We start from the raw sequence: 18,653 nt of genomic DNA, 5'->3' as shown, positions 1-18,653 counted from the left end.
CCACTACTCTCTTACTCCACCCTCTATTCCTCCAAACTCCACTTCTCCACTCTAGCCCACATCGCCCAGGTCCAGGTCGCGGCCGTACTTTTCCAGGACTTTTTTGCGCAGTTTGGCATGTTCGGGCAGTTGTAGGCCTTGATCGACGCTGGCCAGTTGTTGCGCGGCGGCGCGGGCTTCCATGACCAGAATCCGGTCGCGTTGCAAATCCGCCACATAAAACGGGGGAAGCCCATGTTGCTTTGTGCCAAACAGCTCCCCCGGCCCGCGCAGGTCAAAGTCCACCTCCGCCAGGGCAAAGCCGTCATACGTGTCCACCATCGCCTGCAGACGCTTGGCCGCTTCCTCGGTCAGTTCGTCGGTGCCGGGCAACAAACAGCAATAGCCCGGATATTTACCCCGATGCACCCGCCCCCGCAACTGGTGCAATTGCGATAGGCCAAACCGCTCGGCGTCGTAAATCGTCATGAGCGTCGCATTGGGGATATCCACGCCCACCTCTACCACGCTGGTGCAGACCAATCCATCCAGTTGGCCCGCGGCAAACGCCCGCATAGTTTGGTCTTTATCGTGGGAACTCATCCTGCCGTGTAAAATACCCAGTCGGTAGTCGCGCAACTCCCCCTGGGCCAATTCCCCATGCACGCGGTTGAGGCTGGCGGCGTCCCAGTTTTCGGACTCCTCCACCAGCGGAGTGACAAAATACCCCTGGCGTCCTTCGCTAAATTTTTTGCGCACAAAGTCCCACCACCGCGGCCGTTTATCCGCTGTTCCCACGTAGGTGTACATTGCCTGTCGGCCGGGGGGGGCTTCGCGAATGGTGCTGGTGTCCAGATCGCCATAGAGCGACATCGTGATCGTCCGCGGAATGGGCGTGGCGGTCATTACCAAATAATGCGGGTTTTGACCCGCTTGCCGCAGCCCCGAGCGCTGCCTCACGCCAAATTTGTGCTGCTCGTCAATGACGACCAGGCCCAACCGCTGAAAGCGGACATCCTCGCTTAGCACCGCCTGCGTGCCAATAATGATCGATGTTTCCCCCGCTTGAATTGACGCCACGGTGGCGCTCCGTTCCTGGGGTGTCAGCGTGCCGGTCAATAGTCCCGCGCGGACCTGGCTGCCGGATAAGAGCCGCGCCAGGGTGCGGGCGTGCTGGCGGGCCAAGACTTCGGTCGGAGCCATGAGGACCGCCTGATAACCGTGGGCCACCGCCAGCAGCATGGCATACACGGCGACAATGGTTTTGCCGCTTCCCACGTCTCCCTGTAACAGGCGGTTCATAGGGACCGTGCGTCCCAGGTCGGCGGCGATTTCGCGAATGGCCTGATCCTGCGCGGCGGTCAGCTCAAAGGGAAACAACCGGCGAATCCGAGCGTCAATTTTGGCCGAGAGCGGCAACGCCGGCGAATGCAACTGGATATGCTGCGCTTGGCGGCGCAGGGCCAGGGCTAGCTGCAACACCAATAACTCTTGAAACACAAACCGCCGCTGCGCTTGCTCTAGCTCGGCGGGATTTTCCGGCCAATGAATTTGCCGCAGCGCGGTGGCGATAGGTAACAAATCCCACCGCTGGAGCAGCTCCGCGGGAAAGACCTCGTCCATGTCGTGCGCATAGGCCTCCACCGCCACGCGCAATAAATACCGCATTTGACCCTGGGTGATCCCTTCTGACAGGGGATACACGGGGAGCATTCGCCCCTGGGAGACATTTTCGTCTTCTTCCAACCATTGAATCCGGGGGTGGGCCATTTCCCAACGCATGCCGCTTAGCTTTACTTTTCCGGACAATAGCACGCTTTGACCGTTGCGAAATTTGGGCTTTAAATACGGTTGATTGAACCACAGCGCCCGCAGGGCGTGGGTGCCATCGGTAATCAGCACGCCTAACATGCGGGTGCCGGATTTTGTCAGGCGTTCGCTCACCTCGCTGACAGTGCCGCGCACGCTGGCCGTGGTATCGGCCTTTAATTCGGCAATGGGGATTAAATCGCGGTAATCCTGGTAGTCGCGGGGAAAATGAAATAACAACCGCCCCACGGAGTGAATGCCCAATTTGGCCAGGACCTGCGCGCGTTCCCGTCCGCAACCGCGCAGGTACTCGACCGGCGTGGCCAAGCGTTCGGCCGGGGTAGGGGGGGGTGGCGCGGCTTCCCCCGGAGCATCCGACTGAAAATATGGGGCGGACATGGGGAGTCCCCGTATGACTAATCGTTGAATTCTTTGAGTTGCGCGAATACTTTCCGTTATGCAAGCAGTTGCTGGTCAAAAGCGATTGACTCTTTGCGGGCCAACGGCCCGACCTATCCCAGCCTAGGGCAAGCGCAGCGTCGCCCTAGGTTTATATTCAGTGAATAGGGAAGGGCCAACGGCCCGATTTATGGCGTTGCCTACAAACATTCAACACAAAAGCCCTTAACTTGCGGACAAAGTTCGCGCTAGGTGATACAAGTTGCACGGCGGCGGACGAAGCAAATTGCCGACTCAAGCTATGCTCCCGAGCGGCAAACGGAATGAGCTGATTTGTTTGAATGGTCGTTTAGCGTAAGTATTTTTGATAGGCGGCGACGGCTAATTCGTCGCAGCGGTCATTTTCGGGATGGCCGCTATGGCCCGCCACGCGAGTATACGTCAACTCGTGGCACAAAATCAAACCATCCAATTTTCGCCACAAATCCTCGTTTTTTACCTCTTTCCACTGCTGTCCCTCTTTACGTTTCCAACCGTTGGCTTTCCATTTGGCCATCCATTCGGACAGCCCCTTGCGGACGTATTCGCTATCGGTAAACAATTCTACCCGTGTGGGACGTTTGAGGACGGATAGACCCATGACCACGGCGGTTAGCTCCATCCGGTTGTTGGTGGTGTTGGGTTCGGCGCCGGCTTGTTCCAATTCCTTGCCGGTGGCGGGATGCCGCAAAATAAACGCCCAACCTCCGGGGCCGGGATTGCCGCTGCAGCCGCCATCGGTGTACAGCAGGACCTCGGCGGGAAGAGAATTTGCCGTGCGAGTGGTTTTGGCGGCCAAGGCGAACTACCCCAAAGTGATGAACAAGCCGTATGACAAAGCGGTTTTCGAATATGGGGGCGATTATATCAGATTCCGCAGCGTGAGCGAAGCAGATCGCGGCCATTGGCCAGATGCCGATTTTTGATGAAAAGAATGGAATGACAGAGCCACGGATTGGCACGGATAAACGTGGTGCGGGCTTTTGCCCGTAACCCGGGGGATTGGATTACCACGGGGTCGGGAGCACTATTCCCAGGGTAACCGCTCCGCGGTAACCCTGGGCTGAGTTGCGCAACCGCGTTGCGGTACATGGATACCGCGAAGCGGTTTTGGAACATAGCCCAGCGGTTGGAGCGCAGCGACTACCCTGGGTTAGCGGGCAAAAAAGTGATCCCGAACTCCAACGGAGTTCCGGAAATCTTGGTAATCTAAGAAGTAGCCGGCTATGTTTACTGACGATTCGTGTAAGCTTGCACCGCCAGCCACTCCCGACCCCTAGGCTACTTGCATCATGAATCGGGCCTTTGGCCCACACAGGGTTAAGCGTTCTTGGCCCGCAAATGCTTGGTCAACGAATGATCTTCGCGCGTCGCGTTAGAATATCGACCCCGCGGCCAATTACAGCTTCAGCCGATTGGGCCGAAAATCCACAAGCGCGACCAGGACCATCGCGGCAAAGACCCCGCCGGACACCATCCACCAGCCCGAGCTTAGCAGCACGGCATAACCGGTGGTCATGCCACATACCAAAAGGTTGCTAAAAAAGAACGTTTGACCCCAATATTCCAGAATGGTACCGGTGCTCATCCGCACCAGGGCCGCGCTTCCCAGTCCCAGCAATTGGATAGAACAAACAATCCACCACGCCAAAGGAAAAATCGTGGTCATGGCGAGAATCCTTTCTCGTGGGAGGCGGTTCTAAAGGGTTGCGCGGACGGGTTTCGTCCTGCGTAACGCAACGCTGGTCGTTCGATCATCCGTGCCCTGGTGGCGGCTTACACACGCGGTTTTAGCCGGGAGGCCAAGTTTGCCGTGTAAATCTTGCAGTCGCGTGGTAAACCAGGCAATCCAGTGGGTATCTTGCCAAATTTGCCCAATTTGGAAAATAGCGATTGCCGTGTCGAACCTAGGGAAGTGCGTTTGGGTAGGCTAATTTCATCTAACTATTTCGTTCATCGCATTCCCAAACAGTGTGGCTGTAAGGTTTTAATGACAATTGGTCCAGTTCGCCAATTTTTGTGCTAGCTATTTGCGAATTTGCGGAATAATTGTAATTTTTTCTCAAGCCGCCGCGCTGCTAGCGTGATCTACCAGTTCAGTGGCTCGGAACTTAGCGTTTCACCAAAGTCCTCCCGCTCGTGGCGGGTCAGTTCGTACATGTCCCGCAACAACTGAATATCGCAGGGGCGCTGCTCCCGCCCCCGACGGTCAAACATTCGCTTTTGGGTGTTGATCATGATCTCCACCGGGGCTTCGGAAACCTGGCCAAAGGACCTGGCGTAATTGACAAAGCTGGGGACATTTCCCGTGACAAAGCCATACACCATGCTGCACGCGCCGATGACCTTGCCGGTAAAGATACTGGTATTGATGGCGGTTTTGGCGTAATCGCCAATCATGCAGCCGATAAACTGCAGGCCGGTGTTTACCTTTTGGCCGCGATACTGCATGTTGACGATGCCATAGGTGTTTTTGAGGTCGCTGTTGGAGGTGCCCGCTCCCAGGTTGACCCAACTGCCAACGTAGCTGTGCCCCAAAAATCCGTGGTGTTGCTTATTGCTAAATGGCTCGAGCATGCTGGATTCGACTTCGCCGCCAACTTTGGTGGTGTGGCCCAGGCAGGTGCCGTCCTTGAGCGCGGCGTGTTCCATGATCCGGGCCGCCGCACCGATATATAACGGTCCGCGCAGGTAGCAAAACGGGCCGATGCTGGCGTCCCGCTCGATAAGGATCGGCCCCAACCGCGTGTCGCAGACTAATTGCTGGGGAAGGCGCACATTTGGCCCCACAAACAGGCCATCCTGCAACTGTTGAAAGGTCCCCGCGGCGATCCGCGCGGTCAGGTTCTCCGCCACGCAGGATTGGTGAAAGCGCAAAATGTCATGCGGATAATCAAACAGATCCCAATCGTCCGCCAAATGCGCCGCGTAGGCGGGGGTGTGAAAAATGTCAAACCAGCTCGCGGGGGGGATGGCCGCAAATTCCGCCAAGCTAGAAACCCGGGCCGCAACCAGCGTTTTTCCCTTGGTCCAGATTGACTCCGCCGGGGCGGTTAGCAACTGCCGGATCGGATTTAACTGGCTAAAGGCCGGAACCAGCCGGGCATTCAACAACAGGCCAGGCCCGGTTAACTCCGACGCGCTAGCGCAAAGCGCGGGATAGTCGACGTCCTCGAGCGCGCGAAGATGCGGCCGGACCAGACCCCGCACCGGAACCGTCAAATTTCGCCGCAACAGGTCGATCAAGCGCTCCGCCGCGCAGCTCAGGGCAAAAGCCGGCTTGCCCAGTGTCAGGGGGAGTAATTGGGCAACGCCCTCGTCCTCAAATAGCAAAATGGTCATGACAAACCATAAAAAACGAAAAACGCCGCAGTTTTTAGTCTAACCCGTTGCAGCTTGTCTCTAGTCCGCGCTTTTTCTAGGATACAAGGGCTGGACACAACCCCCGGGTTGTAAATTACGCTATTGACGCGGAATTTGGTAGACGTAAGCCGTCGGTTGGCGTAGCGGAACTTGCAAAAGTTCCGAGGTGTCGGAATTCTAGCGAATTCCACTACGGCGTTTTCCCGGTTATAAATTTTGCACAACATCTTTGAAAGCTAGAGCTATGGATTGGGTCGCTCCCTTGATTTCGTTGTCGCTCATGGAAATTGTGCTGGGTATCGACAACGTCATTTTTATCGCCATTTTAGTCACCCGACTGCCCGCCGAACAACAAAACCTGGCCCGGCAATTGGGCTTGGGACTGGCCCTGGGAATGCGGCTGCTGTTGTTGTTTGCCATTAGCTGGATCATGGCGCTGGAAGGGACGGTGTTTGAATTGACGGATTTGGGCATTCCGGAAAGCTTATATTCGCAATTGGGCATTGAACATCCTGAAGCGATCAACAACATCACGGGCAAGGATCTAGTGCTGTTAATTGGCGGGTTGTTTCTCATTGCCAAAAGCGTCCACGAAATTCACGTCAAGCTCGAAGGGGAAGAACATACCACAACCAATGGGGGGAGTCCGGCCAAAGCGCAGTTTGGCTGGATCCTCTTTCAGATTATCATGCTGGATATTGTCTTTTCGCTGGATAGCGTGATCACCGCGGTGGGCATGGCCCAACAAATCTGGATCATGGTCGTGGCCATGGTGATCGCCGTGGGGGTAATGCTGATTTTTTCCGGCGCGATCAGCCGGTTTGTGCACCGGCATCCCACGATCAAAATTTTGGCCCTCAGTTTTTTGATTTTGATTGGCGTGTTGCTGGTCGCGGAAGGGACGGGTAGCCACCTGGACCGGGGCTATGTGTACTTTGCCATGGCGTTCTCGCTGATTGTAGAACTGATCAATATCCGCATCCGCAGCAACCAAAAGCCCGTGGAGTTGCGGGAGCCGCCGCCGGTCAATAATTAAAAATTAAGAATTAATAATGCAACCCTCGGCCCACATCTCCCACCTCCTTTTCACCATTTACCACCTACGCACCGCCGATACCATCGGCGGCTTTGCATCTCTGCCCCTATCCCTTCGTCCCTGACCCCTAACCTCCCGCCTCTCGTCTCTTGCATACCGGCGGACTTACGTCCACCGCTCGCCCCCTCTCGCATCCCGCCTCCCCTTTAAAACCAGTCCCGTCCGGCGGACGGGACCTACTCATGCCCACGCTTTTGCATCTGCATCCTGATGATCCGCTAGCCGTGGCCACGCGCGACTTGGTGGAAGGGGAACGCGTGGCAGTGGCGGAATTTAATTTCACCATAGCGGAAAACATCCCCGCCGGTCATAAGGTCGCACTGGTCGATTTACCCGAGGGCGCGCCCGTCAAAAAATTTGGCCAGTATATCGGCACGACAACCACGGAAATTTGCCGCGGGGACTGGATTCATAGCCCCAATCTCACCGCCGGAAAACTCGCGGGCGAACACGAATTGGCCACCGCCATTCCGCCGGATCCCACCCCCCTGACAGGGAAGACATTCCTCGGTTATCCACGTCCTGGCGGACGGGCGGGAACACGCAATTATCTGGCGGTCATCTCCAGCGTCAATTGCTCCGCCACCGTGGCCAAACGCGTCGCCGCCCACTTTACCCGCGAACGATTGGCCGCTTATCCCAATGTGGATGGCGTCGTCGCCTTTACCCATGGGCATGGTTGCGGCATCGAATTTCGCGGTGAATTTCATCGCCTGCTCAATCGTGTGTTAGGGGGCATGGCCAAACATCCCAACATCGGCGGATATCTGCTGATTGGCCTGGGTTGCGAAACAGTCACACCCGGTGCGCTCATTGAGGACGCCAAGTTGGTGCAAGTGGGGGATTTTCGAGGGAGCGCAAAAAACGACGCGGCAGTGGGCGAAACGAACACCGCAAAAACTAGTCCTACGCCATCATCACAGCCCGCCAGTTACGCCCCGCCGGTCTTGGTCATGCAGAACCTGGGGGGGACGCAAAACACAATCCGGGCGGGAATCGCACTAGTGGAGCAACTATTACCGCGGGTGAACGCTTTTTCGCGGCAGCCTTGTCCCGCTAGCCAGATCATCCTGGGGACAAATTGCGGCGGCTCCGATGGCAACTCCGGCATCACCGCCAACGCCGCCCTGGGCCATGCGGCAGATATGCTAGTGGCCGCCGGAGGGACGGTCATCCTAGCCGAAACGACCGAAATTTACGGCGCGGAACAACTCCTCACCCGGCGTGCCCGGACGCCCGCCGTCGGCCAGAAGCTGCTCGACCGGATTCGCTGGTGGGAATGGTATGCGGGGATGTATGGCTGCACGCCGGACAATAACCCCTCTCCCGGTAACAAGGCTGGCGGATTGACCACGATTTATGAAAAATCGCTCGGGGCCATTATCAAAGGAGGAACCACGGCCCTGAATGCCGTTTATGAATACGCCGAACAAGTAACCGAACGCGGGCTGGTCGTGATGGACACGCCGGGTTTGGATCCGGTGAGCGTAACGGGCATCGTCGCGGGGGGAGCGAACTTGGTGGCGTTTACCACGGGAAGGGGGTCGTGCTTTGGGTTTAAGCCCAGTCCCGTGTTAAAAATCGCCAGCAACACGCCGATGTACCTACGGATGCAGGCCGATATGGATATCAACGCGGGCGATATTTTGCACGGCAAGCCTGTCAACGAAGTTGGGCAGGAAATTTTTCAGGCGTTATTAGACCTGGCCAGCGGCAAACCGAGTAAAAGTGAAGCGCAAGACCTGGGGACCGAGGAATTTCAACCCTGGATGCTGGGGCCAACGCTGTGAGTAGGTCCCGTCCGCCGGACGGGACTGGTGCGGCGAAGGCGAGCGGTGGACGTCAGTCCGCCAGTAAGCGGGAGACGGGGCGCGGGTCGTGAGATGCGGGAAAAATTGTAGGAGGCAACTCTGTTGCCGAATAAGCTGAGAGTCGGGACGGGACAGGGAAGTGCTTAATTCTGCATTCTTCATTCATAATTCTGCATTTACGCTACGTCTCCCTGCGTCCAATTGCCATCGATCAACCGCCAAGTTTGCCCGGTGGAGTTTTTATCCCTTAAAACCGGCGGCAAACGAGGTTCGCGGACATTGTCATAACAGTGCAGCGCCGCAAACCGCCGCAAGCTGACCGGCACGCCCACGGCGCTAAAGCCCGCGTGTCCGGTGGCGGGGTAGGGTCCGCCATGATTCATGGCGGGACTGACGGCGACGCCGGTGGGCATTTTATCATTGAGCAGGCGGCCCACTTTATCGCGTAAAATTGGTTCCAGCAGGGCATACAGCGGCGCGTCCTGCGCGGCAAAGTCGCCCGTCATGCCGGTATAGAGACTGCCAGTCAGGTTCCCTTCCAACTGCCGCAAGACCGCGGCGGCTTCGTCGGCGGTAGCGACCATAACAAACAACGCGGCATTGCCAAAAGCCTCGGTCTGAAACAGCTCGGATTCAGCTAAAAATTGCGCGCCTGTGATTTGCAACAGAGTGTTGGCGTAGGCGTAGCGACTCTCACCCGTCGGTTGACCGCCGCACAAGATTTTGGCTCCACCTGCGTGCATTTTTTGCACGGCGGCGTGCAACTGCCGTTCGACGGTGGCCCCCAAGAGCGTGCCGGGTTGGGCCGCTTGAAATTTTTGTGTCACGCCGCGTACAAATTCATCGCTGGCGGGATCCGCCAAAAGTAAAACTAACCCCGGATTCGTACAAAACTGCCCGCTTCCCATCAGGCAACTGCCGCAATATTCCTCGACAATTGCCGAGCCCCGCTCCTGGAGCGCGCCCGGCAGAATGGCCACGGGATTGACGCTAGAAAGTTCCAGGTAAATCGGTTTACCCGCGTTGTCGGCGGCATGCTTAAGCGCTAAGCCCGCGTTTCGTCCGCCGGTATAGCCGATCGCCGCGGTCCGGGGATCGCTGACCAGCCGCTCGCCGTCCGCATGGCTGGTTCGATACACCAGTTGCACGGTAGCAGGGGGCAAACCGGTCCGACTCACCGCGCTCAGAGCCACCTCGGCCAACAGCTTAGTGGTGCCGGGGTGGCCGGGGTTCGCCTTGCCAATTACCGGATTACCGGTAGCAATCGCCGCGGCAAAATCCCCTCCCGCCACGCCATTGTAGGCAAAGGGAAAGTTATTCGGCCCAAACACAATTACCGGCCCAATTGAGCCTAGGCAAGATCGTATTTTGGCAGCGGTGTCGATCGTCGGCAACGCCCAAGTGCCATCCCGCGCGGCGGTCGCGGCCAAGCGTAGCTGATTGATTGTGCGGGGAAGTTCCACATCGGCGAGGCGCGGCTTAATCGGCAGCCCCGTCTCTAAATGGGCCAGTTCACAGATTTGCGCCGCATGTTCCCCCAGCAAGCTGGCATAACTTTCCATAAAGTCCGCAATCTGACCCGCCGGGCAGTTACGCAACTGCGCATACGCCGATGCCGCCGCCGAGAGGGCCGCATCCAGATCGGCCCAGGGGCTAATGGGATACCTCTGGGGCAGGGGGGTGCGGGTCGCGGGATTATCCGGGGCAAAGCCCTCGGTCCCGGCGCTGGCCCGCCATTGTCCGTCAATTAAAATAGGTTCCATCTTTGGCCTGTCCTCTGTTTATTGATGTTCTGTCCTGGTGATTGATGATTTATGTACGCAATATTTCTTTCTTAGCCCTGGATCACCGTGTTAGTCAATTCGCCGATCTGCTCAATGCGAATCGTCACTCGATCGCCGGGCAACAGGGTAAAATCATTTCCCGGGACGATGCCCGTGCCAGTGAGTAAAATCACTCCCTGGGGGAAACTCTGGTCCCGCCCCAACCAGCCGATGAGGTCATCAAACGTCCGCGCCATTTGGGCGATGCTGGTTTCCCCCGCAAATACCCGTTCCTTCCCACGCTGGACCTCGATCGAGATCCCCAGTTGGGTCACATCCGCCACATCCGCGGCTAGTGTCACCACCGGTCCCAGCCCGCAACAGGCATTATAGACCTTGGCCTGGGGCAAATAGAGGGGGTTCTCGCCTTCGATATCGCGGCTGCTCATGTCATTGCCAATGGTGTAGCCCACCAACTGGTGGCGGGAATTGAGCACCAGGGCTAGCTCTGGCTCGGGGACATTCCAAGTGGCGTCGCGGCGTATGCGAATGTTTTCCCCCGGTCCGACCACGCGATGGGGGCTGGCTTTGTAAAAAAGTTCCGGCCGCGGTGCGGCATAGACCAGATCATAAAAACTGGCGGCCCCCTGCGATTCCTCCATCCGGGCGACCTTGCTCCGCTTGTAGGTCACGCCAGCGGCCCAGACTTCTTGCTGGTCAATCGGTGCTTGAAATTTCACACTAGCCCAGGGGACCGCCGCCCCGCGTGGTTGCAGCGTCCCGACGGCAGCCGCCACGTCCGAAGCTTCCAAGAGTGCCGCCAGCGTGGGATACTGCTGGTTAAATGCATAAGGGGTCACTGCATGATCGCTCACCACGCCCAGTGATTCTCCCCAGGTACCGTAGCGAATTTTTGCCAGTTGCATCAGGATCCGGCCTCGTAAAAAAGTGACGGAATAGTCGTAGTTCGGGCTTCAGCCCCGAAACCTAAGGGACGGTTGAATCGTTGGTTAAAGTGGATGAAACGGGCCGTTGGCCCTTCCATTTTTCTTATCCCATTTACCGAGGGCGACCCTGCGCTTGCCCTAGGCTGAGATAGGTCGGGCCTTTGGCCCGCAAAAAATCAAACGCCTTTGGCCCAATATGTTTGGTCAACGAATAATCTTCGCAAGTCGCGAAGATTTGAAGGGTTACCAATACGGATAGCCAAAGCTCAATTTAGCCTAAGTAGGGTGCCAGAGCCAGATGCGCGGGATTAAGCAAGTTGGATTGTGATTTGCTATATCGCGGCCTATAACCTAATCCATCGTACAACATCCTTACAATCCAGCACAGAACAACCTTATGCGCGCTGTGGTGCAACGAGTTTCGCGGGCCAGTGTCACCGTGGCTGGTCAAGTCATTGGCCAGATTGGCGGGGGGATGCTGGTGCTCTTGGGGGTGGAAAACGGCGACACGACGGCGGATGCGGTCCAGTTATCCGAAAAACTGTGCGAACTGCGAATCTTTGCCGATCCCGATGGAAAAATGAATCTCAACCTGGCCCAAGCGGGGGGCCAAATGCTGATCGTAAGCCAGTTCACATTGCTGGGCGATTGCCGCAAGGGGCGGCGTCCCAGTTTTTCCAGCGCGGCGGCCCCGGATGTGGCTGAGGCGCTGTATCGACGATTGGTGGAACTTGTAGACGCACGGGGAATCACGACCGCCACGGGGCAATTTCAAGCCGATATGGCGGTCGAGCTAGTCAACGACGGCCCGGTGACGCTGCTGCTAGATAGCCGTAAGTTGTTTTAGATGGGTTATACTATGGCACGGGCTTTAGTCAACAAAGCCGCCGATGGCATCGGCGGTGTGGGAAACGAGAGGCGGGAGGCGGGAGACGTTAGTCCGCCGGTACGCGAGCGGGTGGCGGGGACAAAACTTGCTTTTGCCCCCGCGACTAGCATAAGCAGGTGCGGAGGTGCTGGGGAGCGAGGGTGTTTGCTAAATACTGCTGTATTCAATTCGTAATTTGTAATTTGTAATTTGTAATTGGCTGCGTCGGCCATTGCCTTAGCGTCGGAAAGTAATCATAAATTTCCGAGCCAATCTGCCGGGCAGTCGGTGAACCCTCTGGCCCATGCAAAAATTCGAGATTGGGCGTGGCGGGCTGGGACATCAAGGGACGCGGTGATGAAGGCTGCGTGCCGGTGTTTTGCCCTATGGCAAATTCCCGCGGAGTGGCCGAAAAATTGCCCGCCGCTGGCGACGCATTGGCCAGGGGAGGGGAGCCATTTCCCAACGTGGGCCAGGCGGAACTACTGGCGGGTTGGCTGATCTCCCGTGATGCTGATATGTCATCTAGGGGTCTTAACTGACTGGTTGAAGGAGTTCCCGCAAAGTTGGGGGCATTCTCCTTGGTAAACGCATTTCCCGCGTCTTTTGGCCAACCCGTGGGAATAGCTGTTAACTGCGGCGCGCGGGGGGTGGTGGCAATTGGCTCTTGAATTTTTACCGGAGGCGCCAACGTCGGAAAATTTGGCTGCATCACGGTAAAGTTGGGGGGTGGCTGGTGCGCGACGGGAATCGCGGAAGTCGGCCAACTGTGCGGCTGCAACGGGGCCCCCGGTTCTGTCACCCATGGGTGCGGCACCGCCGCTGGGGGCGACATGGCGTCGGCCACTTGGGGCCAAGTGCTGGAGATGGGTTCCTGCGGTGGAGGTTGAGGGATGGCAATCCCCCCCAGATTGTGGCCGAGGGAATTATTAGTGCCGCCCGCATTGGCAGGCGACGATTGTAGCGCCGGCGGGGCAGGGTGGGTGGCCGCAGACTGGGGCTGCGTCAAATTAGGCTGGGTAAAGTTGGGCAAAGCGGAATTTTGCCCCGCGGCATAGGCCTGTTGGCGTTGTTCCGCGTGATCGGCCGCGTTTGCGGGAATGCCCCCATATTGATTTTCAAAAAAACGTTCTCGCCAATTGCCCAATCGAGTCCGAAACTGCACCCGTTCCTGGGCCAGCGACACCTGCCCATTGAGCCAGGGAGAAACGCATTCGCGCCAGCCGGTTTCTTGCGTGACCAGGTACCCCAATCCAAAGACCAGGCTATAGACAACTAAATTGCCGCGAAAAGAGCCGCTGAGGAATTTGGTTGCCGTCCCAAAGCTCCGCTTAAATTGCGGCAGGCCATAGCCAAATTCCATACTCCAAAATTCGTCGAGCAGCAAGTGCGAGGCATACCCGGCCATGACCGCCCCCGCCACGAACAGCCGGTAAAAGACGTTTTCGTTATCGTAGATCAGAAACGTCAACTGTCCGCTAATTAACAGCGCCGGGATGCTGTGAAACATGCCGCGGTGCACGGTAAAGTTCTTGATCAGTTCCGCCACGCCAAAACGGATAAACAGATAGACCGCCGCCCCCGCCAGGATCATGACCTCTAGCGACCAGCCCAATTTGGCAAAGCGTTCAATCAGGACCAGCGGAATCACCGCCGCGGCAAAGGCGATGCTTTCGCGCAGGGGGACGCCAGACTCGCTATCCAGATCGGGCAGCATCCCCGCCGCACTACACATCCCCCCCGCCAAAACACAGGTCGGAGCGGGAACGTCATAAAAGGCATTGGCCGCCAACCCGCCGGCGATTCCCACCACCGTGCTGGTCGTAATATGGGATTGAAAATCCGCCATGGAACTGCTCGCAAGGCCCGGGAACAATTAAAAAACCGCCCAACTTTACACGCGGATGCGGGTACGGACCAAGAGCAAGTTAGGAAAAATCGCGAACAATTAACGGAAATAATAGCGTCCCGCAAACTTAGAATGTGCCGGAATGACCGTTTGCTAACAAATTGCTAGCAATGGGTGATAACCCGCGTTTTTTCCAATCGACCAGACGGGGCGGGGCGGACAGAAACCAAACCGGGACATCATAAATTGGATTTTTCCGCGATCGTTAGTTGCCCCGGCTCCCCGCCAGACGTTACCATGCTAGCTGGCAACTTTTTTTCCTTATCCTTGGCAATCCCCGGGATCGTGTCCACTATTTCGGTTTGCTAACCGTCATTACCGCATTTTTAAACAGTGGGGAATTTATGGGCAGATTTGCACGACAGGCATTTACGGCCATCGGCTGTTGTTTCCCGCGCGAAAGCTGGCGCAGGCTGGCGTCACTGGCAATCTTATTGGCCTGGCTCCCTCTTGGGCTACATGGCGCGGAGAGTGACTCATCCACCCCGGATAATACGGAAGTAACCCAGCCGGAAGAAAGCGATTCGGAAAAGCAGCCACCCAAACTGAGCACCGAACCCGGCAGCCAACCCGCGAAGCCCCGTCCTAAAATAGGACATTTGATCAATAGCAAGTCGCACGGCTTTATCGTGGTAAACGAAGTCGCGCAATTGCAGGAAAAGCTAAAGCAAACGATAGAGATTTTGCAATTGCCCATTCCCGAACCAATCGAAGTGCTCAAGGCACTGTTTCAGATTGACGAGGGTGTCGATTGGAAACGTCCGCTGATCGGGCAAATTTATCCGGGCAATAATGGGCCAATCTTGATCTTGATGGTTCCCGTGACCAGCCAAAAGGCGTTTTTAGAAAATTTCGACGTGTTGCAGACCCGCGGCAAGCTCAAGGAAGTGCGGCTTCCCGGCGGGGCGGCCAGCGGCGCCCTGGCCGAAAAAGGAAACTATGCCGTCCTGAGCGAGGGGCACAACGCCGACATCCTGGAGCGGTTCTTAAAGGAAAACACCCGGGCCGAACAGGCGATCAAGCCCTTTGAGGATTGGATTTCCAAAAATGACGCCACCGTGGTGTTGCTCAAGTCCGGCATCCTGGAATTTACCACGATCTTTCAGGACTTTGTCGAAGCTTACATGAAGGCCCGCCTGGAGTCTCAAAAGACCAAGGCCAACGAGTTATTTACCAAGGTGGTCATCGGCGTGACCAAGGAAACCATCAAAGCGGTTCAGGCGGAATGCCAGTTTTTGGCGTTTGCCTTTCGGATTGACGAGGAATCCAACATGGGGTTGACGATCCGCTCGCTCCATCGGGCAAATGGCAGCATCTCGCGCTGGTCGCAAACCTACCCCCAAACGTCCAAGCTCAATCTTAACAGCTTGCCCCAGGGTCCGATCATATTTGTTTCCGAGGTCAGTTACCTCAAAGAGGGAAACTTTGAACTGCCGGAGGAATACTATCTGGCAAATGCCCTGGGAGAGGATGACCCAGACGAGGATGCCGAAGGCCAGCCCTCTTCTGGCAAAAACAAGAAAAAAACCCCTGCTAAAGATGACATGCCCTCGGAGGAGCCACCAGCAGGGGAAGGGGATGGGGACACCGCCGCCGGGGAGAAGGATGCCGAACAGCCCAAGGCCGAAAAACCCGAAAAACCCGCCACGTCCCCCGCCACTCCCAAATTTGATGAAAACGGAAATCCCGTGACAGAAGAACCCGAGGCGGAGACCCCGCCCGAGGAATCCCCCACCGAGAAACCCGCCACCAAAAAACCCAAGGCCAAAAAACCCGCGGATCAAGGGGAGAAACCCGCCGGGGACAGTGGCGAAGAGGAGTTGGCCGACGAGGAAGGGGTCAAAATCCCCGTGGAGTTGGCCAAAAAATTTGCCAAGGTCCAAAGTGAAATCGCGAAGAACATTCGCAGCATCACGCTTTACCAAGGCGCCTTGGACTCTAGCGATGATAACGTCTACACCCGCACACTTTATGCGTATGACGTTCAGAACGCGGCGGAATTTCGCCGCTTGTATGATGAACTGCACCACCTGCAAATCCAGATCGACGAGGAACTAGCGGGGGAAAGCCGCTTTGGCGAATTGGAGGAACTGACCATTCGGGACAAGCCCGCCACGCAAATGAAGATCGATTTTGACTTAATCCTTCGCTCGTTGCCGCTTCGCCCCCGCGAACGGGAGGTTCAACGCAAATTTTTCGAGCGGATGTATGGCGTCGATTTGGAAGTGGACGCCTTTTGGGTGACTTGGGATGAAAACACCGTGCTGTACGGACATGACCAGACATTTTTAGAGGATGTCATGGCGGGAATGGAAAAGCAGCAAAACGCGCTCAGCCAGGATGCCGAGATCCTCCCCACGCTCGAAATGCTCCCCGCCAAACATAACGCGATTTTGCTGGTTAATATTTCTCCCATGATCAATTCCTACCAATCGATGATTTTTGAAGTGTTTATTGATTTTATCCCGCAACTCGCCAATAAACTGACTCCGCCGCCAGAATTCCCCTCCTCGCCGCCGCTGGGGTTGACCTATCGCGTGGCCCCGACCGCCGTGGAATGTCAGATTGTCGTGCCGGGAGAGTTCCTCAAAAGCGCCGTCACTTATGGAAATGATTTTAAGGAATGGCAGGATAGCCTGACCAATTAGGGTTACAAGGCCAAATTTGAGATAATGTTCCGGTTGCTGTATGATGCAAGGCGGGAAAGTAAGTTTCCCGCCAATTATCTGTATAGATTACATTTACCCTTCGAATTAACTTTGTTAAGGAAACGATGATGACTCGTTCATTGACCCGCTATGTTCCCCAATCGCGTTGGTTTTCCGCGATTTGCCTGGGGTTTGCTTGTTTGGTTTCCACGCTGTGCGCGGCACTTCCCGCGCAGGCCGCTGATCAATCGCCGGGCAGCATCATCCCCGGTAAATCCTGGGCGGCGATCGTTTTTCGCAACCCGGGTGAATTAAACGAGAAAATCTCCAAGCTGACCAATGAATTGCAAATTCCCGCCCCGGATGTCATCTCCCAGATCAAGCTGACCACCGGCGCCCATAACGGCGTGGACGAGTCGCGGGCAATTGTCCTGTGTATATACCCTAACGAGCCGGTTCCCGCGCCGATTGCCCTAATCCCGGTCAGCAAGTATGCGGACTTTTTGGATAACTATAGCGAAGTCGAGGACGCCGACGGCCACAAGAAAGTGACCTTTCCCTTTGGCAGCGCGCTGGTCGCCCTGCGCGGCGATTATGCCGTCATTACCAGCCCCGACTACAAGGACGCGTTTGAGGCTTTTCTAAAGGATAGCTCCACGAGCGAAGAAAGTTTACGCAGCCAGGCCGCCTGGGGGAGCAAATATGATGTGCTGGTCATCGGATTTCAACCCGGCATCCAAAAAGCCATGGAAGGGATAATATCCGGCTTACAACAACTCAAAGGCGTCTTAGCCAACGCGCCCAACGCCCAGATGGCGACCGGCGTTTTTGATATCTATGAAAAGGTTTTCACTGTGCTCAAGGACGAAGCCCAACTGTCAATCATTGGCGTCCAACTTGACGAGGAATCCAATCTGCTCACGGATACACGGACATTTTTTAAGGAAGCCGGCTCCGTGGCCAAATTTTTAGGCCATCCCACGGCACCCATGGCCAAAGGGCTAAAGCACCTGCCGGCCATGCCGTTTGTCGTGGCGGGAGAAATGTCCGCCTCTCCCGAGGCGGTCAACGATTATTCACAATTAACCGGCGAATTATTGCCCAAAATATTTAACGCCGTCCCCGCCGATGGCAAAGTCGATCCCGCGAAGCTGCAGGCGCTGGTGGACGCGGCTAAAAAGTCCAATGAAAACATGCTCGGGGGAGCCTTTGTCATGGGCCAGGCCGGTCCCGGCGAGGGGTTGTACGACGGCACGCTAGCGATCCTGGCTACCAAGGACGCGCCAAAATCGCTGCTGGCGTACGAGGAAATGTACGCCGCGATGAATGAGCTGTTTAAGTCGGCCCCCAAGCCTTTTGCCTTTGAGCCGAAACGCACGACCATCAACGACCGTCCCGCCTTGACCTTGAATATGCCACTCGAGGCCATCATGGCCAGCACGGGCCAGGCCGCCGCCGGACCCGAGGCCGAAAAAATCAACGAAATGCTGCGCCGCTGGCTGCTGGGGGGAAATGACTCCATTACCATCACCATGTTGGCTATCGACGACCAAACCATCGTGCTGAGCTATAACGAAGCCCTGTTAAGGGACTTTATTAAGGATTACGGCAAAACACCCAACCCCCTGGCGGCTGAATCCGACGTGGAAGCCACGCTCAAACTGCTCCCAGCCAAACGACACGGCGTGTTTTTGCTTAGCCTGGGTGGTTACGTCAACCTGATCACCTCGCTGATGCGCGAAGCCATGGCCGCCCAGGGAAATGGCCAAATCATGCCTCAGATTCCGGATTTTCCCGCCGCTCCCCCGGTCGGTCTGACGATTAGCACCAGCGGCAACCTGTTAGAAACTAACAGCGTTGTGCTGATCGACCTGATGACCGCCACGTCCAGCTACGTCCAGGGAATTTTACAAAATCGAGCCTTCTAAGGGAGAAGGTTATAACCCAAGCCTAAAGGCAAGCTAGACTGGTCATGTCTAAATAATGCCCAGGCGGATCTTATCCGCCCGGGCATTTTGCTTT

Annotated in this window: 12 protein-coding genes; 5 read left to right on the top strand and 7 right to left on the bottom strand. The window is 56.5% G+C overall.

Annotated elements, in window-relative coordinates:
* Positions 1 to 51: 51 nt before the first annotated feature.
* The 4 genes from recG to SFX18_11885 all read right to left on the bottom strand — a co-directional run bounded on the left by recG (position 52) and on the right by SFX18_11885 (position 5,568).
* Entirely contained in the window at positions 52 to 2,187 is a 2,136-nt protein-coding gene (gene recG / locus SFX18_11900) for an ATP-dependent DNA helicase RecG (protein MDX1963852.1), read from the bottom strand.
* A gap of 349 nt (positions 2,188 to 2,536) precedes the next feature.
* The gene (gene rnhA / locus SFX18_11895; protein MDX1963851.1) at positions 2,537 to 3,025 is read right to left on the bottom strand and encodes a ribonuclease HI; all 489 of its coding nucleotides are present in this window, start codon (positions 3,023 to 3,025) and stop codon (positions 2,537 to 2,539) included.
* Positions 3,026 to 3,625: 600 nt separating this feature from the next.
* Entirely contained in the window at positions 3,626 to 3,895 is a 270-nt protein-coding gene (locus tag SFX18_11890) for a hypothetical protein (protein MDX1963850.1), read from the bottom strand.
* 419 nt (positions 3,896 to 4,314) lie between these two features.
* Entirely contained in the window at positions 4,315 to 5,568 is a 1,254-nt protein-coding gene (locus tag SFX18_11885) for a putative sugar nucleotidyl transferase (GenBank protein MDX1963849.1), read from the bottom strand.
* A gap of 265 nt (positions 5,569 to 5,833) precedes the next feature.
* Between SFX18_11885 and SFX18_11880 the strand changes: the two genes are divergently transcribed.
* Both SFX18_11880 and SFX18_11875 read left to right on the top strand, forming a co-directional pair.
* Positions 5,834 to 6,625 (top strand): TerC family protein, encoded by a 792-nt coding sequence (locus SFX18_11880; GenBank protein ID MDX1963848.1) that lies wholly within the window; start codon positions 5,834 to 5,836, stop codon positions 6,623 to 6,625.
* Between the two features lie 242 nt (positions 6,626 to 6,867).
* Positions 6,868 to 8,475, top strand: a complete 1,608-nt coding sequence (locus SFX18_11875) for an altronate dehydratase family protein (GenBank protein ID MDX1963847.1) — start codon at positions 6,868 to 6,870, stop codon at positions 8,473 to 8,475.
* A 197-nt stretch (positions 8,476 to 8,672) separates the two neighbouring features.
* Here SFX18_11875 and SFX18_11870 read toward each other — a convergent pair whose 3' ends face one another.
* Positions 8,673 to 10,259 carry an aldehyde dehydrogenase (NADP(+)) gene (locus SFX18_11870; protein ID MDX1963846.1) on the bottom strand — a complete coding sequence of 529 codons (1,587 nt, stop codon included), beginning with the start codon at positions 10,257 to 10,259 and terminating at the stop codon, positions 8,673 to 8,675.
* Positions 10,260 to 10,330: 71 nt separating this feature from the next.
* A complete protein-coding gene (locus SFX18_11865; protein MDX1963845.1) occupies positions 10,331 to 11,185 on the bottom strand; it encodes a fumarylacetoacetate hydrolase family protein in 855 nt (284 codons plus the stop codon).
* 418 nt (positions 11,186 to 11,603) lie between these two features.
* On the opposite strand from SFX18_11865, the gene dtd reads away from it, so the two are divergent.
* On the top strand, positions 11,604 to 12,053 hold the full coding sequence (dtd, locus tag SFX18_11860) for a D-aminoacyl-tRNA deacylase (GenBank protein MDX1963844.1): 450 nt from the start codon (positions 11,604 to 11,606) through the stop codon (positions 12,051 to 12,053).
* A 205-nt stretch (positions 12,054 to 12,258) separates the two neighbouring features.
* Here the strand turns inward: dtd and SFX18_11855 are convergent, their stop codons facing one another.
* Positions 12,259 to 13,923 carry a metal-dependent hydrolase gene (locus SFX18_11855; GenBank protein ID MDX1963843.1) on the bottom strand — a complete coding sequence of 555 codons (1,665 nt, stop codon included), beginning with the start codon at positions 13,921 to 13,923 and terminating at the stop codon, positions 12,259 to 12,261.
* A gap of 404 nt (positions 13,924 to 14,327) precedes the next feature.
* On the opposite strand from SFX18_11855, the gene SFX18_11850 reads away from it, so the two are divergent.
* Complete coding sequence (locus SFX18_11850) at positions 14,328 to 16,631, top strand: hypothetical protein (protein MDX1963842.1); 2,304 nt, start codon at positions 14,328 to 14,330, stop codon at positions 16,629 to 16,631.
* Between the two features lie 128 nt (positions 16,632 to 16,759).
* On the top strand, positions 16,760 to 18,559 hold the full coding sequence (locus tag SFX18_11845) for a hypothetical protein (GenBank protein ID MDX1963841.1): 1,800 nt from the start codon (positions 16,760 to 16,762) through the stop codon (positions 18,557 to 18,559).
* Positions 18,560 to 18,653: the final 94 nt, after the last annotated feature.

Source organism: Pirellulales bacterium (genome assembly GCA_033762255.1).
In the GTDB taxonomy this organism is placed as follows: domain Bacteria; phylum Planctomycetota; class Planctomycetia; order Pirellulales; family JALHPA01; genus JANRLT01.
This window is presented reverse-complemented; position numbering and strand designations above follow the sequence as displayed.

Excerpts from the sequence above, each read along its gene's own strand:
- recG (MDX1963852.1), bottom strand. The coding sequence starts at position 2,187 with ATGTCCGCCCCATATTTTCAGTCGGATGCTCCGGGGGAAGCCGCGCCA.
- SFX18_11845 (MDX1963841.1), top strand. The coding sequence starts at position 16,760 with ATGACTCGTTCATTGACCCGCTATGTTCCCCAATCGCGTTGGTTTTCC.
- dtd (MDX1963844.1), top strand. The coding sequence starts at position 11,604 with ATGCGCGCTGTGGTGCAACGAGTTTCGCGGGCCAGTGTCACCGTGGCT.
- SFX18_11870 (MDX1963846.1), bottom strand. The coding sequence starts at position 10,259 with ATGGAACCTATTTTAATTGACGGACAATGGCGGGCCAGCGCCGGGACC.
- SFX18_11875 (MDX1963847.1), top strand. The coding sequence starts at position 6,868 with ATGCCCACGCTTTTGCATCTGCATCCTGATGATCCGCTAGCCGTGGCC.
- SFX18_11890 (MDX1963850.1), bottom strand. The coding sequence starts at position 3,895 with ATGACCACGATTTTTCCTTTGGCGTGGTGGATTGTTTGTTCTATCCAA.
- SFX18_11855 (MDX1963843.1), bottom strand. The coding sequence starts at position 13,923 with ATGGCGGATTTTCAATCCCATATTACGACCAGCACGGTGGTGGGAATC.
- SFX18_11850 (MDX1963842.1), top strand. The coding sequence starts at position 14,328 with ATGGGCAGATTTGCACGACAGGCATTTACGGCCATCGGCTGTTGTTTC.
- SFX18_11880 (MDX1963848.1), top strand. The coding sequence starts at position 5,834 with ATGGATTGGGTCGCTCCCTTGATTTCGTTGTCGCTCATGGAAATTGTG.
- SFX18_11865 (MDX1963845.1), bottom strand. The coding sequence starts at position 11,185 with ATGCAACTGGCAAAAATTCGCTACGGTACCTGGGGAGAATCACTGGGC.
- SFX18_11885 (MDX1963849.1), bottom strand. The coding sequence starts at position 5,568 with ATGACCATTTTGCTATTTGAGGACGAGGGCGTTGCCCAATTACTCCCC.